12 protein-coding genes and 2 pseudogenes are annotated in these 16127 nt (G+C 52.2%); 4 read left to right on the top strand and 10 right to left on the bottom strand.

All coding sequences use genetic code 11. The features are described from left to right. Positions 1–185: 185 nt before the first annotated feature. The 10 genes from bamA to ACNRUY_RS12045 form a co-directional block, all read right to left on the bottom strand. Entirely contained in the window at positions 186–2501 is a 2316-nt protein-coding gene (bamA, locus tag ACNRUY_RS12090) for an outer membrane protein assembly factor BamA (RefSeq protein ID WP_488111891.1), read from the bottom strand. Positions 2502–2635: 134 nt separating this feature from the next. Next, complete coding sequence (rseP, locus tag ACNRUY_RS12085) at positions 2636–4015, bottom strand: sigma E protease regulator RseP (protein WP_488111890.1); 1380 nt, start codon at positions 4013–4015, stop codon at positions 2636–2638. After that, on the bottom strand, positions 4012–5241 hold the full coding sequence (gene ispC / locus ACNRUY_RS12080; RefSeq protein ID WP_488111889.1) for a 1-deoxy-D-xylulose-5-phosphate reductoisomerase: 1230 nt from the start codon (positions 5239–5241) through the stop codon (positions 4012–4014). The genes rseP and ispC overlap by 4 nt, the downstream gene beginning before the upstream one ends. 3 nt (positions 5242–5244) lie before the next feature. After that, positions 5245–6045: a phosphatidate cytidylyltransferase gene (locus ACNRUY_RS12075; protein WP_488111888.1), complete on the bottom strand. Its 801-nt coding sequence runs from the start codon at positions 6043–6045 to the stop codon at positions 5245–5247. Then, on the bottom strand, positions 6039–6818 hold the full coding sequence (gene uppS, locus ACNRUY_RS12070) for a polyprenyl diphosphate synthase (protein ID WP_488111887.1): 780 nt from the start codon (positions 6816–6818) through the stop codon (positions 6039–6041). Before uppS ends, ACNRUY_RS12075 begins: the two co-directional genes overlap by 7 nt. Positions 6819–7044: 226 nt before the next feature. Further along, entirely contained in the window at positions 7045–7602 is a 558-nt protein-coding gene (frr, locus tag ACNRUY_RS12065) for a ribosome recycling factor (RefSeq protein ID WP_488111886.1), read from the bottom strand. Continuing rightward, positions 7599–8336 carry a UMP kinase gene (gene pyrH / locus ACNRUY_RS12060; RefSeq protein WP_488111885.1) on the bottom strand — a complete coding sequence of 246 codons (738 nt, stop codon included), beginning with the start codon at positions 8334–8336 and terminating at the stop codon, positions 7599–7601. The genes frr and pyrH overlap by 4 nt, the downstream gene beginning before the upstream one ends. Before the next feature lie 321 nt (positions 8337–8657). Next, entirely contained in the window at positions 8658–9518 is an 861-nt protein-coding gene (gene tsf, locus ACNRUY_RS12055) for a translation elongation factor Ts (protein ID WP_488111884.1), read from the bottom strand. 225 nt (positions 9519–9743) lie between these two features. After that, a complete protein-coding gene (gene rpsB / locus ACNRUY_RS12050) occupies positions 9744–10538 on the bottom strand; it encodes a 30S ribosomal protein S2 (RefSeq protein ID WP_488111883.1) in 795 nt (264 codons plus the stop codon). Positions 10539–11254: 716 nt separating this feature from the next. Then, positions 11255–12742: a transposase gene (locus ACNRUY_RS12045; RefSeq protein ID WP_488111882.1), complete on the bottom strand. Its 1488-nt coding sequence runs from the start codon at positions 12740–12742 to the stop codon at positions 11255–11257. A 363-nt stretch (positions 12743–13105) separates the two neighbouring features. Between ACNRUY_RS12045 and ACNRUY_RS12040 the strand changes: the two are divergent. The 4 genes and pseudogenes from ACNRUY_RS12040 to ACNRUY_RS12025 form a co-directional block, all read left to right on the top strand. Further along, positions 13106–14262, top strand: a pseudogene (locus ACNRUY_RS12040) (IS4 family transposase). Positions 14263–14696: 434 nt separating this feature from the next. Continuing rightward, on the top strand, positions 14697–15524 hold the full coding sequence (locus ACNRUY_RS12035) for an ISL3 family transposase (RefSeq protein WP_488111881.1): 828 nt from the start codon (positions 14697–14699) through the stop codon (positions 15522–15524). Next, entirely contained in the window at positions 15518–15931 is a 414-nt protein-coding gene (locus ACNRUY_RS12030; RefSeq protein WP_488111880.1) for an ISL3 family transposase, read from the top strand. Before ACNRUY_RS12035 ends, ACNRUY_RS12030 begins: the two co-directional genes overlap by 7 nt. 26 nt (positions 15932–15957) lie before the next feature. Next, positions 15958–16127: pseudogene (locus ACNRUY_RS12025) on the top strand (IS481 family transposase); the annotation flags it as partial.

Raw genomic sequence — 16127 nt, 5'->3', positions numbered from 1 at the left:
TCGATAGCGAAAGAGCAGCCAAGAGCAATAAGATAGTGCCGAAACGCGACATTATAAAGAAAAGGTGCGAGTACGCACCTTTTAATTACCTGAAATCACCTGATAAGAAGGGCCAGAATCCCTGTGAACGGGCTTTCGGCCCCTTTAAGGCAAGACCGACTCCCGGAGTCAGCCAATACCTGGAATCAGAAAGGAGTACCCAGTGAGAACTGGAACACTTGTGTCTCATCTTTACCCTTGGCATTCAGGGCTTTTGCCAGACTGAAGGTCAATGGCCCCAGGGGAGTAATCCAGGTCAACCCAACACCGGCACTGTATCTCAGCTCAGAGAGATCCGGTTTGTTACAGTCAACGGTCTTGTCACTGCAGGTAGTGTCGAACACATTACCGTAATCAAAGAACACGCTGGTTCTCAGTGATCGCTGATCTTTAACGAAAGGCAGGGGGAACAATACTTCAACGGTACCCTCCACAAGAACATCCCCACCAATACTGTTGTAGTCGTTGGGGTTATCCGCCTTGGCAGCTTTGGGCCCCAGGGTGTTGTCTTTGTATCCACGGACAGAACCGAAGCCACCGGCATAGAAATGCTCAAAGAACGGCATGTCAGAGGTACTGCCATAGGCACCGCCATAACCCACACGACCGGCAAACCGGGCGGTGAAGCTTTTTGTCAACGGCTGAAAATATTGCCCGCGATAAACCAGCTTATAGAAGGTAGTGGTGGACCCTGGAACGGCAGCAGACAGGGAGACACTCTGAGAGTAGCCCCGAGTTGGCAGCAGCCCACGGTTCAGCTCAGATTCCGACCAGCCCAGAGAGGTCTTGAAGTTGGTAAACTGATCCCCTTCCTGAGCCAGATAGTCGGTAATGTACTCAGGCGTGCTGGCACCCGTCCTGATCTTAGTGCCATCCACCCCCAGACTGAAGTTGATGGACTGGGTTTCAGACAGCGGATAGCCGAAGCGGACATTACCACCAAAGGTATCCGCAGCATAACTGGAAATATCAGAATCTTCGTAATCGTAAGTCCGGTAGTAAACGTCAAACCCACGGCTGACCCCATCAACGGTGTAGTAGGGATCCATAAAGCTGAAGTTGTAGAGCTGGCTGACATCACTTTTGTTCAGCCCCACGGAAACCTTGTTACCGGTCCCCAGGAAATTGCTCTGGCTGATGGAGCCACCCAGCAGCAGACCATCCGACTGGGAATAACCGACACTGGCAGTAACACTGCCTGAAGGCTGTTCTTCAACGGTATAGTTCACATCAATCTGGTCACTGGTACCTGGTACCGGTGGGGTTTCAACATTAACCTGCTTGAAAAAGCCAAGCCGTTCCAGTCGAACCTTTGACTGCTCAATTTTCTGGGTATTGGCTGAAGCCCCTTCCATCTGGCGCATTTCCCGGCGCAGAACCTCATCATCGGTTTTGGTATTGCCGGAAAAATTAATCCTGCGGACATAAGCGCGACGCCCCGGATCCACAAAGAAAGTCAGGGAGACCGTCTTGTCATCATGGTCCGGCTTCGGTATCCCGGTCACATTGGCAAAGGTGTACCCCTCATTACCAAGACGCCGGCTGAGAACTTCTTCAGTGGTAGTAATAATCTTGCGGGAAAAGACCTGATCCGGCCTGGCCAGCAACAGCTTTTTCGCTTCTTCTTCAGGGATAATGATATCCCCAGCCAATTTGACATCACTGACCGTGTACTTATCACCTTCATTGATGTTGACCGTGATATAAACACTCTGCTTGTCCGGGCTGATGGACACCTGGGTCGAGGTGATATTGAAGTTGATATAGCCCCGGTCAAGGTACCAGGACCGCAATCGCTCCAGATCACCGGACAGTTTCTCCCGGGAATACTTATCCGCGGAACTGAAAAACTGATACCACTCGGTTTTCTGCAGCTCAAACAGGTCAATGAGGTCTTCCTGGGGAAAGACCGTATTACCCACCACATTCACATGCTGAATGGTGGCAACCTTCCCTTCCTTGACATTAATGCTCAACTTGACCCGGTTACGGGGCTGAGCCTCTACATTAGTAGTGATACGGGCGCCATATCGACCCTGGGCTACGTATTGGCGCTCAAGCTCAAGACGAATCGCCTCCAGCGTAGCCTGCTGAAAAATCTCACCCTCAGCCAGCCCCGAACGACTCAAGCCGGTCATCAGGTCTTCAGTCTTGATCGCCTTATTGCCCTTGATTTCAATCTCACTGATGGACGGGCGCTCAACCACCGACAACACCAGTACATCGCCATCACGACCAATCTGGATGTCGTTAAAGTAACCGGTTTGATACAAAGCCCTGGCAGCCCCGGCTATTTCCGGTGACTGAACGTCATCACCCACCTCAATGGGAAGGGAGTTAAACACTGTCCCGGCTGAAACCCGCTGAAGGCCGTCAATCCGGATGTCGGTGACAACGAACGCCTGGGCGCCCGGTGCTATGGCTAAAGAGCCAATCAGCAGAGACAACAATGATCGCTTCATGGAATCCGTTCTTATCCGTGTTCATTTCGTACTATGGTTACCTCCACAGCCCCGGGATTGCAAGGCCAATGAAGGGTCGGCCTGCTACAAGTGTGCCGCCAGAAGCGCTCACCTGTATCAGTCCTGCGAAGGAGTTACTGAAAAAACCGGCTCAAGTCATTGTACATGGCCAGCATCATCACCCCGACAACCAGAGTTACCCCAATTTTCAAACCCAGCATCTGGGTTTTCTCAGACAGAGGCTTACCCCTGACCAGCTCCACCGTATAAAACAACAGGTGACCACCATCCAGAACAGGAACAGGAAGCAGATTCAACACCCCCAGGCTGACGCTGAGCATCGCCAGAAAGTAGAGGAAATTCTCCAACCCCGATTCAAGAGACGTGCCAGCCACTTTAGCAATGGTTATCGGCCCACTCAAGTTTTTCACCGATACCAGCCCGGTGACCATTTTCCAGAGGGATTCAAGGGTCATGCTGGTCAACGACCAGGTGGCCTGAGCCCCTTTGGCCAGAGCCTGAAAAGGACCGTACTGCAGATTACGCACCATCGCTTCCGGCCAGGCAACGGACTGAACACCTGCACCAATATAACCGATATCTACACCTTCATCCGCCCGGCTACGAGGGGTCACGGACAGGCTCTCACGCTGCCCCTGCCGGTCCATCTGAACTGAAAGGCTCTGGCCTGGGCTGCTCCGTATAATCTCAACAAAATGCACCCAGTCCCTGACCGGTTCCCGATTGACACTGACAACCCGGTCACCTTCCTGAAAGCCCGCAGTCATTGCAGCCCCCCCTTCCTCAAGGCGACCAATGATGGCGGGAACCTTTGGAGTAAAGGGCACAATACCCAGGGAGCGAATGGGGTTAGGCTGCTCTTCACCCATCATCCAGTCAGCCACCTCAATCCTGCGGTCCCGGGCCACCCCGTCGGGCACCTGCCCCGGCTCACCGGAACGGACAGAGAGCGTTAAAGCCGTGGTCTCACCGATAAAAGAGAGCAACTCCATATTCACAGCCTGCCAGCCAACTGTCTCATGGCCATTGACCGCAACAATTTCATCGCCAGGCAGAATACCGGCAGAGGCAGCAGGTGTATTGGGCAACACCTCACCCACCTGGGGCATTAATGTCCGGATGCCCGCCATATACATAATCCAGAGAGCCAGGATGGCCAGCAGGAAGTTGGCAATGGGCCCCGCCGCTACAATGGCTATACGGGCCATCACCGACTGCGCATTGAACGACAGGTGTTTTTCATGCTCAGCAACGGGCCCTTCCCGCTCGTCCAGCATTTTCACATAGCCGCCCAGGGGAATCGCTGCAATACTGAACTCCGTTCCATGGCGGTCAGTGCGGCTCCAGAGTGATTTACCAAACCCTACGGAGAAGCGGAGCACTTTGACACCGCAGCGCCGGGCCACCCAGAAATGGCCAAACTCGTGGATACTCACCAGTATCCCGAGGGTCACTACAAAGGCAAACAGTGTCTGCAATGTCCCAAATATCATGCCACCCCCTGAAAATGTTGTATTTTTTCCCGGGCCAGGGATCTTGCCTCCCGGTCGGCTGCCAGTACCTGGTCCAGATCACCGGCACCGTTCACCGGCAGCGTCTGAAGCGTAGCATCAATCACACTGGGTATGTGGTCAAACCGCAACTGGCGCTCCAGAAATGCATCCACTGCCATTTCATTGGCCGCATTCAACATTGCAGCAGCCGTTCCACCTACTTGAGCGGCCTCCTGGGCCAGCTCAAGACAGCGATACCGCTGCATTTCCGGTTCATAAAAATCCAGCCGGGCCACCTCGGTCAATGAGAGAGGCTTTACACCGGACGGAATTCGCTTTGGCCACGCCAGGGCATGGGCAATGGGGGTTTTCATATCCGGGTTACCCATCTGGGCCAGCATTGAACCATCTTCATAATCCACCAGAGAGTGAATAATGCTCTGGGGGTGAATCACCACTTCCACCTTTTCCGGTGAAGCGCCAAACAGCCAGCAGGCCTCAATAAACTCCAACCCTTTGTTCATCATGGTGGCGGAATCCACCGAAATTTTACGCCCCATACTCCAGTTTGGATGAGCACAGGCCTGTTCCGGCGTCACTCCGGGAAAACGGCTCAATGGCACTTTCCTGAAAGGGCCACCAGAGGCCGTCAAGAGTATCCGGCGCACCCCAACCTTATCCAGCCCTTTCTGAAAATCACCGGGAAGACACTGAAAAATGGCATTATGCTCGCTATCAATGGGCAGAAGGCAGGCTCCCGATGAGCGGACAGCCTCCATAAAAAGCGAACCGGTCATTACCAGGGCTTCTTTGTTCGCCAGCAAAATCTTCTTGCCCGCCCTTACTGCAGCCATGGTTGGAAGCAATCCGGCAGCACCCACGATCGCTGCCATAACAACATCCACATCTGGATCCGACGCCACCACCGCCATGGCATCAATACCTTCTTCCACCTGGGTTCCAAGCCCTTCCCGGTTGACAGCCGACCTTAGCTCTTTCGCCGCCGACGCTTCTGCCATGACGGCATAAGCCGGTCTGAACGCCCGAATCTGCTCAAGCATAACGGAGACATTTTTACCGGCCACCAGGGAATGAACCTGGTAAGCCTCAGGGTTCAGGCCAATGACATCCAGAGTGCTTTTCCCTATGGAACCTGTTGACCCCAGAATACATACTTTCTGCACAGATTCGGCTTTCTCGATGGTCCGTTCTGATAAAGTCTGCATGACTCAACTCCCACTGACCAGAAGTGCCAGAGTGAAAATCGGGACCGCCGCGGTCAGGCTGTCAATTCTGTCCAGAATACCGCCATGACCGGGCAACAGTTGACTACTGTCTTTAATACCACGTTCCCGTTTAAGCAGGCTTTCCCAGAGATCACCCAGTACGGAAACCAGAACCGTCAACACCGTTAACATCAACAGCCCTAACCCGAGAGCAAAGCTGAAATCAAACCATAACGCCACCACAGAAGAAACCAGCACAGACATCAGCAGTCCGCCCACCAGACCTTCCAGGGTTTTCTTGGGGCTGACATTCTCTGCCAGCTTGTTTTTGCCCAGCGCTTTCCCGGCAAAGTAAGCGCCGCAGTCCGCAGCCCAGACCATAAGCAACACCAGGGCAATCATAAAACCGGACTGGGGGTGCTGCTTCAACTGCATCAGGGCGTACCAGGCGGGCACCAGTGTCAGGAACCCCATGGCCAGACGCAGCACCCGACTTTCACAGTAACGGGCACTGCCCGGATACCCTCTGACCAGCCAGAAGGCGACCAGCCACCAGAGCCCTGAAACACCCAGCACCAAAACGGGCGTCAGAAAATAAGTGAGCCAGCAGGCTACTCCTGCCAGCACGGCATAGGCCACCCGAACGCTCTGCTGCTCAAACCCGGAAAGGTTGGCCCACTCCCAGGCACCGAGCATAATCACAAGCCCAATAAAAACCGCAAATCCCGTAACCGGCAGCCAGAACACACCGGCCAGGGCCAGTGGTGCCAGCAGCAGGGCGGTAAATACTCGTTGTTTCAGCACGTAGCTTCTGCCTCCACCTGCTCACTGGTCTTGCCAAAGCGTCTTTGCCGACCAGCGTAATTCAGCAGAGCCCGCTGAAACTCCTCCCGACCAAAATCCGGCCACAAGGTATCGGTAAAATAAAACTCGCTGTAGGCACACTGCCAGAGCAGGAAATTACTGATTCTCTGCTCACCACTGGTGCGAATCAGCAGATCCGGCGGAGGCAACCCAGCAGTACTGAGATGCCCTTCCACCAGACCTTCGTTAATATGTTCCGGACTCAATTCACCCTGAGCCACTTTTTCAGCGATGCTCCGGCAAGCACTGGCTATATCCCATTGGCCACCATAATTGGCAGCAATCACCAGAGTGACATCGGAATCGTCAGCGGTCAGTGCTTCTGCGTCACGGATATGTTTCTGTATGGCGGGACTGAACCGGGTAACGTCGCCAATGACTTTAAGGCGGATCCGGTTCTTTTTTAATTTTCGGGTTTCTCTTCTGAGTACGTGAAGAAAAAGCCCCATCAGGCCATTCACTTCCCTGGGCGGGCGATTCCAGTTTTCACTGCTGAACGCGAACAGGGTCAGGACCTCAACCCCGGATTCACCGCAGGCTTCTACCACTTCCCTGACTTTTTCCACACCGGCCCGGTGCCCGGCAAGACCCGACAGATTCTGCCGTCTGGCCCAGCGGTTATTCCCGTCCAGAATAATAGCCACATGGCGCGGCAGCCGTTCTGACGGTACTCCCTGAATGCCGCAGCTTTCCTTCGAAAATGTTTTGGCCATGAATAAAGATGATCTGATGAATGGCTGATGAAAAAGTGTAATATAAGAACCTTGCAGGAGCACAGGTAAAAAAACAAGTACCTGCAGGCTGCTTCAGCCATGAACTGTCTTTGAATGCCTGTGGAACTGCCACCGCACCAAGCATGCTCACAACAACCTTCCCGGCGAACCCGCCAGGAAGGTCACACTGAGTGAATCACTGAATACATGCGCATCACCGCAGGCATCAGATTACCATCAGATCCTCTTCCTTCGCCGCCAGAGCCTTATCCACTTCCGCAATATACTGGTCGGTCAGCTTCTGGATATCATCCTGGGCCCGGCGCTCATCGTCTTCACTGATTTCCTTTTCCTTTTCCAGCTCCTTGACGTCTGCCAGGGCATCACGACGGATATTCCGGATCGCAATACGGGCATTTTCCGCGTCCTGACGAGCCTGGCGAATATACCCTTTACGGGTTTCTTCGGTCAGTGGCGGCAGGGGAATCCGGATAACCTCTCCTGCAGTGGAGGGGTTGAGTCCCAGATCGGACTTGAGAATCGCCTTCTCAACATCGGGCACGACCTGCTTTTCCCAGACGCGCACGGCCAGGGTCCGGGCATCTTCTACGGCAATATTGGCCATCTGACCCAGAGGGGTCTCCGAGCCATAATAGGAAACCTTGATGCCATCGAGCAGGCTGGGGTGTGCCCGCCCAGTCCTGATCTTGTTGAATGCCACTGCCAGGGATTCAACGCTTTTTCCCATACGCACAGAGGCGTCATCTTTAATTTCATTGATCATTGTTCACCCCCAGAAACCAATGTTCCTTCTTTACCACCCACAACCAGATTCAACAGAGCTCCCGGCTTATTCATATTGAACACCCGAACCGGCATCTGCTGGTCACGCACCAGGCAGACCGCCGTTAAATCCATAACCCCAAGTTTACGCTCAAGGACATCATCATAGGTCAACTGATCAAATTTAACAGCATCAGCGTGCTTTACCGGATCTTTGTCGTATACTCCGTCCACCTTGGTGGCCTTGAGCACGACATCAACACCTACCTCAATCCCACGCAGGCATGCCGCAGAGTCAGTAGTAAAGAATGGATTGCCGGTACCTGCAGAAAAAATGACAACATCACCGGTATTGAGATAACGGACTGCACGACGATGATCGTAGTGCTCAACCACCCCGCTCATGGGGATAGCCGACATAACGCGGGTGTTAATATTGGAGCGTTCAAGAGCATCCCGCATGGCCAGGGCGTTCATGACGGTCGCCAGCATTCCCATATGGTCGCCGGTCACCCGGTCAAGGCCGGCAGCACTGAGCTCGGCGCCACGGAACAGGTTACCGCCACCAATCACGATACCGACCTGAACACCGATACCCACCAGCTGGCCGATTTCCAGCGCCATCCTGTCCAGAACCCTGGGGTCAATACCAAACTCACCCTCACCCTGGAGCGCTTCTCCGCTGAGCTTCAGCAGTATCCGCTTGTATTTCGGTTGACTATCACTTGCCGGCATGTTCAGTTCCCGAGTCTGGTTGGCTAAATCGCATTCATCCCCTGTCGAAGCCGCTTTCACAGAACCTTTCCCTCATGGCACCCCCCGGAAACCGGACGGTTATAGCAAAGCAGGAATACCCATCTTTGAAAAACACTGGGTCTACAGTCTTCTGTCGGGTTGAATAACACGGACAGCAGATTCACTTTACCCTGTTCATCCGGAAAGTGCAGCCAGCTGCCCGTATTGAGAATACTAGTGTGCAGGCCCGAAGCACTTGAACCCTCGCCCGGGACAGAACCCGATAGCAAAGAGAAGCGCTACTGAAGCCTGCACTGAAGATTACAGACCCGCCTGAGCCCGTACTTCAGCAGCGAAATCCACCTCTTCCTTCTCAATGCCTTCGCCTACTTCAAAGCGGACAAAGCTGGAAACAGTGGCGCCGGCTTTCTTGGCCAGAGCACCTACTTTGGTGTCTGGGTCCTTGACGAAGGGCTGCTCAACCAGGCTGCTTTCAGACAGGAACTTGTTGATACGGCCAACAATCATCTTCTCGATGATCTCGGCAGGCTTGCCGGACTGTTCAGCCTGTGCCTTGAAGATCTCTTTCTCTTTCTCGACCAGCTCAGCAGGCATGTCTTCCTTGTTAACCACTTCCGGGTTAACAGCGGCAACGTGCATGGAAATGTCACGAGCCAGCTCAGAATCACCGCCTTCCAGCTTGGTCAGAACCGCAATGCGCTTGTTACCGTGAACGTAGGAACCAACCACCCCACCTTCAACGATTTCAATACGACGGACACTGATGTTCTCACCGATCTTCTGGACCAGAGCCAGACGGGCTGTTTCCAGCTCACCTTCCATCAGGGCAGCTACATCGGCTTCCTTGCGATCAAAGGCAGCGTCAACCACTTTCTGGACATAACCCAGGAAGTTATCGTCACGGGCTACGAAGTCAGTTTCACTGTTCACTTCAACCAGAACACCGAAGCTGGCATCGTCAGCTACTTTAACCGCTACTACACCTTCAGCGGCAGTCCGGCCAGCTTTCTTGGCAGCCTTGGCCTGACCGGATTTGCGCAGCTCTTCGATTGCTGTCTCAATGTTACCCTCAGCGGCCACCAGTGCTTTTTTGCACTCCATCATGCCAAGGCCGGTGCGCTCACGCAGTTCTTTAACCAGTGCTGCAGTAATAGCTGCCATGGTTGATTCCTCTCGCAATTGACAGTCTTGCCCCGAACCCCTCGGAGCAGAATGGTTATCTGTATATGGTAAAAAGGGGGCAATGCCCCCTTCTACTCCCAGCAACGCTGTTTTATTGTCTTATCAGCCAGACCCAGGTCACCAGACCCACCTGAAAAGCCACCCGCGCAAAACCTCTCAAGACTCTGCGCCAGCCTGCGGGGAGCCAGTTCTGTCAAAAGCCGATCAGACTTCTTCAGAACCTTCAGCTTCTTCCGTCTTTGGGGCTTCTTCAGCTGCTTCTGCAGCCTTTGGAGCCTCTTCAACTTCAACAAACTCGTCTTCAGCACCGGTATTGCCACGGGCACGACCTTCAATGATCATGTCAGCAGCCGCACTCAGGTAAAGCTGAATGGCACGAATAGCGTCATCGTTACCGGGGATAACGTAGTCAACACCGTCCGGGCTGGAGTTGGTGTCCACGATACCAATAACGGGGATACCCAGCTTGTTGGCTTCCTGGATAGCAATACGCTCGTGCTCAACATCAATCACAAACAGAGCGTCCGGCAGGCTGCCCATGTCCTTGATACCACCCAGACTGCGATCCAGCTTTTCCAGATCACGACTGCGCATCAGGGCTTCTTTTTTGGTCAGCTTTTCAAAAGTGCCGTCAGCCTTCTGGCTTTCCAGGTCACGCAGACGCTTGATGGACTGGCGAATGGTCTTGTAGTTGGTCAGCATGCCGCCCAACCAGCGATGGTCGACGTAAGGCATGCCACAGCGAGCGGCTTCTTCACGAATAATCTTGCCGGCAGCACGCTTGGTACCAACGAACATGACCTTGTTCTTGCCTTCAGCCAGTTTGCCAATAAACTTCAGGGCGCCGTTAAAGGCAGGCAGGGTGTGCTCAAGGTTGATGATATGAATCTTGTTGCGCGCACCAAAGATGAACTTGTTCATCTTGGGGTTCCAGTAACGAGTCTGGTGACCGAAATGCACGCCCGCCTTGAGCATGTCACGCATGGTGACTTGAGCCATGGAATTCTCCTGATTCAGGGTTATGCCTCCACACACCCCATGAGTTCGACCGTTCCAGCTTTAATGAAAAAGCCGGTCTGGCACCCGGAACCATGTGTCGGTGCATGTGAGATCTTTACAATTTAAGGTTTAGTGATCTTGGTAGAAACCCGTTGCTGCCTTCTCAGGCGGACATCGGGTCCAACTTCAATCCATTCCCGTCTGCAACGGCGCAAACGAGTGCGGTTTTATACCATATTTACACGATTGAGAAAACCTTTCTTCCCCGGAGAGCATTGAACTTAATCGCCTTCCGAGGAACTACTATCCATTCAGCCAGCAGCCAAACCAAGAAATAGTCCAGCCATGCACATTACAGACACTTTGCCCTCACAACCCTCACAACATAGCAGCCCTGAACTTGTCAGGTCTGCAGGATTCTTTCACCAAAGAACCTGCGTCAGTACGGAGGAATGCTCAGTGCCCTTGGGCAGAAATGTCGGAATACGTTTTCGAGCCTAAAAAAACGTGCCGCCAGTATGATGGGGTCCCATTCTCAAAATATCTTCTGGGCAGGTTCTCTGGAGCGATGCGGGTACCCCAACTTGCCGAGTTGATCAGAGGTGCAGCGAGCATGAATCATTCCGCTATTGCCAGTGGTTTTTGAGCAGTTACCTTAAACTCGATAACGCAGTTTTTATAACTTGACTACGGATTGGTTCTATGAGCCGCTTCACTTACGCTGCATTGGCATGGTATTCCAACGACGGTGTTGGTTCCTGGCGTCCCAAATCACGACCGGCCATATGCTTGCTGGATACCCGGGCAGGTAACGCACCTTGCAATGATGAACTCAGGCGTTTCAATGCACTCTCCGGGTTCTCTGCCATCACCACATCCTTTATCGTCTCAGTCAGAGCCTCAACCCGAAAACGTTCGATCAGACAGCCAGCGGGCATCCCGGGCTGCTTGTTTTTAAGCAGGGCGATTTGTTCCGGGTGCTGCAACAAAAGGTGATCGCACAACAAGCTGATGATCAGGCCCCGCTCTGATCCTTTTACGCCCTGTTGTTTGCTCAGCCTGTTCCAGCCTCCGCACTTCTTCCAGTCCTGAATAAAAACCTCGACCAACCACCTCAGCGAGTACAGCCTGGCGATATCAGCATGACGCCACGACAGATCGGAAGCAACGAGATAACGGTAGTCTTCCTCTCCTTTGTATTTTAGTGCTACGACAAAACGACGTTTGCCATGTGCTTTTACATGCAGCCGGGCAGCCAGCATAGTGACCGGTTTTTCCTGCCCTCCACGAATCGTCAATCGGGTATCCACACCGGGCTGACGAGCAAAATAGCGCTTCAAATAAGTAGAGGAGTTACGGTTGGATACGACCTGGTTAGACCGGAGCTGACTGACAACTTGAGCACCACCCGTCAGGGCTGATGCCTGGTCCATAAATTCGCCGGTGCCATAAAGCGCATCGGCAAGAACGCCCTTGATTTGCACTCCAGGAAAGGCCGAAGTAAACGCTCCGATCATATCCAGAGTTAATGCCTGCATGGTGGGAAACCGGACATGATCGGGGGTTGGTTGAGGTGGGCGTTCACGGGCGGGTACGCCCTGCTGCTTGAGTTGTCTGTTTTGTTTCCGCCAGGCCGTCATTTTCGGGTCTGGGGTATAGAAACGGAAGTCAACGGGAAAAGTCACGGTGTCTGTCACCAACACCATGAACACCAGTTCCTGTCCGTTGTAGTAACCCCCTGTCGTTTTATCCTTGACCTTGTGTGCGCCCGGTATTCGAGAGGTTCTTTTGGTTCGCTTTTTACCCGTGTCGTCTGCAACCAGAGTGCCGGAGTTAACTCCGTAGGAGGTCAGTATTTGTTTGACGCTGGCTTGCAGGAGAAGATGCCATTTGATCTTGGCATTGTAGAATATCCACCTTAGCTGGCCTGGCTTTGCCGCCCCCATAGCCCTGCGCCCAAAGGCAGCCCAGTTAAGCGTTTCGGTGGCGATGATACCCGCAACAATCAGGGTCAGCCCGGCTTTCTGACACGTAGTTAGTTTTGCAGACGGTTTGATGGATTGCAGAGACTGGTTCAGGCCATCGATGAAACGGGTGATGAGAGAAATAGGACGAACCAGCACAGATACCACTTGCAGAATAAGGAACCGGAAGGCAATCTTACCCGACCAGTCTGCCGTTGTGGTGCTGATGGTGTCTCGCAAGGCTTGATACCAGAGCCGCAGCGACAGTCTGGCCTAACCCCCTATTCCGGGTGCTCTCTCTGAATAATGTAAACGATAGTCTCAAAATACTCAGCAACGTTTACTGCTGCCAGCCAATAAAGAAACATAACTTAAAGAAGCACCGATATATTTGCTGATCCTTGTGTTTTCGGGCTCGATGGGCTTGCCAATCCTGAAAAAAAACGTAAACAACCCTTTTTGGCGCGTAACGGACACGTTTTGTACTGTTTTTCACTACTGTCCGGTTAAACATTCAGGCGTAGCTGAAAGTGCCTGCCCTCGCCGGCTTCAGGTAAAATAGCGGTTGTAGAGACAGCTATTTTGCAAGAACACAGGACAGGCATGAAGCATAGTAACAACATTTTCCATCAACTCCTCAGACACCTTCCCCGTCACCAGTTTCAGAAGGCGGTTGACCGTCATGACGGGGATCACCGGGTGCGTAGCCTGCCATGCTGGGCTCAGCTTATCAGTCTGATGTTTGCACAGATGACGGGGCGGACTTCTCTACGCGACCTTGAGGAGAACTTCAATGCCAAACATAATCACCACTACCACCTTGGAGTAAAGAGCATAAAACGTTCCTCTCTGTCTGACGCCAATAACAATCGCCCCTCCGCTATCTTTATGGAAACGTTCTATTATCTCCTCGGTAAGGTCCGGGGGGCTTTGCCTCGAGAAGACATAGCTGAGATGGTTCGCCTGATTGACTCCACAACCATTGACCTGAACCTCAACCAGTTTGAATGGGCAAGCTTCAGAAGCACAAAGGCAGGCATCAAGCTGCACACGATTTACGATCCTGAGGCAGAAGTTCCAACCTATTTTGAAATGACGTCAGCCAAAGTGAATGACCGTAAAGCAGCCCACAAGCTCCCAATTTTGCCCGGTGCAACCTATGTCGTAGATCGCGCCTACAATGACTACGGCTGGTACTTCAGCCTGACACAGCAGGGTACCCGCTTTTAGGACGCATGAAGTCGAATGCCGTTTATGAGGTCATTGAATGCCGGGAAACGGTAGCTAAGCACATTCTGGAAGACCAGGTTATTCGTCTCGCATCGGCTAAGGCTCAAAAGGACTGTCCGACTGACCTGAGGCGAATAACCATCATCAGGGAAGAGGATGAAAAAGTGTTGTCGTTTATCACCAATGACCTTGAACGGTCAGCGCAGGAAATAGCGGATCTCTACAAGGCCAGGTGGCAGATAGAGCTGTTTTTCAAATGGATCAAACAGAATCTGAAGATCAAACGATACCTTGGACGTAGCGAAAATGCAGTCAAAATCCAGGTGCTCTCAGCGATGATTGCCTACCTGTTGCTGAGGCTGGCCCAGATCACGACACATTGCAAATTATCATTACAGCAAATAGCCCGAAGAGTCAGTCTGAATCTCACAAGGCGTTGCTCTCTTTTAGAACTATTTAGCGATCCACCAGAGAAAAGCAGAGTCGACTTACGCCTGTATCAAAGGGGCCTGGAGCTGGTTTATGCTTAACCGGACAGTAGTGACTGTTTTTTGCCACTAAATGCACTTTTTGATGGTTTTTGAAGAGGCAAAAAGGGACTGGAGCTTTATCTTTTCGGGGCTATAGCAGATTCAACTTGGCCGTAGCCCTTGGCATATCGAGCCCTTAACTATCAATCCGAGAGAGCACCCCCTATTCCCTCCTGAAATAAGCCTCCTTTGTCAAAAAGAAAAAACTGCGTTATCGAGTTAAAACTCAACTCTTCTCAGAGGAGGCTTTTTTAGATCAAGTTTCTATACATTGGGTAGAGCAACACTTAATTTGAACAGCGCCAGTATGACTCATGGAAGCCGGTCAGGAGGGGCGAACACCCTATTATTTCATATTGAAAAAAAACTGGTTCTTCCTCAAATTGAGTGGGTGGTTTAGCATAGTCTGAAGCACTCAATGCAAGGATGCACCGATGCGTGACAAGAAGCTCTACTCTCAAATACTGGGTATTCAGTCGCCGTGGTTCGTTTCTGAAGTTGAACTGACCCTGCAAGAGCAACGGGTGCAGGTATTTCTTGAGCACAATGGTAAAAAAGCCTGTAAATGCAGTGTCTGCGATAAACCCTGTCCCGGTTATGATCATGTCACTCAGAAGTGGCGTCATCTGGATACCTGTCAGTTTCAGACGGTCCTGGTTGCCAGGGTGCCCCGGACGCAGTGCCCTGAACACAAGGTGCTGGCGATTAATGTTCCCTGGGCTGAAACCGGCTCTCGATACACAGCAATGTTTGAAGCCCTCGTTATTGACTGGTTGAAAGAGGCCACCATCAAAGCTGTTGCACGACAAATGCAGCTCAGCTGGAATGCCATAGGCGGTATTCAACAACGTGCAGTGAAGAGAGGTCTAGCACGTCGAGATGCCAAACCACCAAAACGAATAGCTGTCGATGAAACCTCTTTCCAGAAGCGGCATGAGTACGTAACGGTGGTCACTGATCATGACGAAGGCATTGTGGTTCACATCGCTGATGACCGTAAAAGCGATAGCCTGAATGAGTACTTTGAGACGTTACCTGATGATCAAAAAGAGGGGGTTGAATGCGTCACGATGGATATGTCCAGGGCATACATAAAGTCTGTCAGGGATAACATCCCCCATGCTGATAAGAAGATAGCCTTCGATAAATTTCATGTTGCCCAGTCCCTCGGCAAAGCCGTCAACAAAGTCAGGATAGAAGAGAACAAAACCCTTATAAACCAAGGGGTAGATCTTCTTAAGGGTACCCGTTTTGATTGCTGACCAACCCTGAAAATATGTCAGAGGAGCAGTGGGATAACTTTGAACCGCTGAAGAACTCAACACTCAAAACTGCCCGGGCCTGGGCTATCCGGGAAATGGCGATGAGCTTATGGAGTTACAAGTCCAGGGCATGGGCCATAAAGGCCTGGAACAGGTGGTTATTCTGGGCACAGAGATGTCGCCTTGAGCCTGTCAAAGAGGTTGCCAGAACGGTGAAGGAGCATTTATGGGGCATTATCAACGCGATTGTCCTTGATGCGAATAACGGGCGTGCAGAGGGGATTAACAGCAAGATCCAGAGTTTAAAGAATCGGGCTTGTGGTTTCAGAAACCGGGAGAGATACAAGACAGTTATCTACTTTCATCTTGGTGGTCTGGATTTGTATCCATCTGGCATAGATCGCTGAAAATCACCCACTGAAAAAGGGGGAGAGCCAATGAATTGCGTAAAAAAGGTGTTTTTGTTTCACCCAGTGGCGTTCGGAGTATCTGGGTGCGCTATGACCTTGCCAACTTCAAACAGCGCCTGAAAGCCCTGGAAGAAAAAGTCGCCAGAGAAGGCATTATCCTCACGGAATCACAGGTCAGGGCTCTGGAGCGCAA

The organism is Endozoicomonas sp. Z74 (genome assembly GCF_057680865.1).
Note: the sequence above shows the minus strand (reverse complement) of the source record. Positions and strands in the feature narration are given on the sequence as shown.

Bases quoted from the DNA above. Each gene is read 5' to 3' on its own strand.
- pyrH (WP_488111885.1), bottom strand. From the start codon at position 8,336: ATGCCGGCAAGTGATAGTCAACCGAAATACAAGCGGATACTGCTGAAG.
- bamA (WP_488111891.1), bottom strand. From the start codon at position 2,501: ATGAAGCGATCATTGTTGTCTCTGCTGATTGGCTCTTTAGCCATAGCA.
- frr (WP_488111886.1), bottom strand. From the start codon at position 7,602: ATGATCAATGAAATTAAAGATGACGCCTCTGTGCGTATGGGAAAAAGC.
- rseP (WP_488111890.1), bottom strand. From the start codon at position 4,015: ATGATATTTGGGACATTGCAGACACTGTTTGCCTTTGTAGTGACCCTC.
- tsf (WP_488111884.1), bottom strand. From the start codon at position 9,518: ATGGCAGCTATTACTGCAGCACTGGTTAAAGAACTGCGTGAGCGCACC.
- uppS (WP_488111887.1), bottom strand. From the start codon at position 6,818: ATGGCCAAAACATTTTCGAAGGAAAGCTGCGGCATTCAGGGAGTACCG.
- ACNRUY_RS12035 (WP_488111881.1), top strand. From the start codon at position 14,697: ATGCGTGACAAGAAGCTCTACTCTCAAATACTGGGTATTCAGTCGCCG.
- rpsB (WP_488111883.1), bottom strand. From the start codon at position 10,538: ATGGCTCAAGTCACCATGCGTGACATGCTCAAGGCGGGCGTGCATTTC.
- ispC (WP_488111889.1), bottom strand. From the start codon at position 5,241: ATGCAGACTTTATCAGAACGGACCATCGAGAAAGCCGAATCTGTGCAG.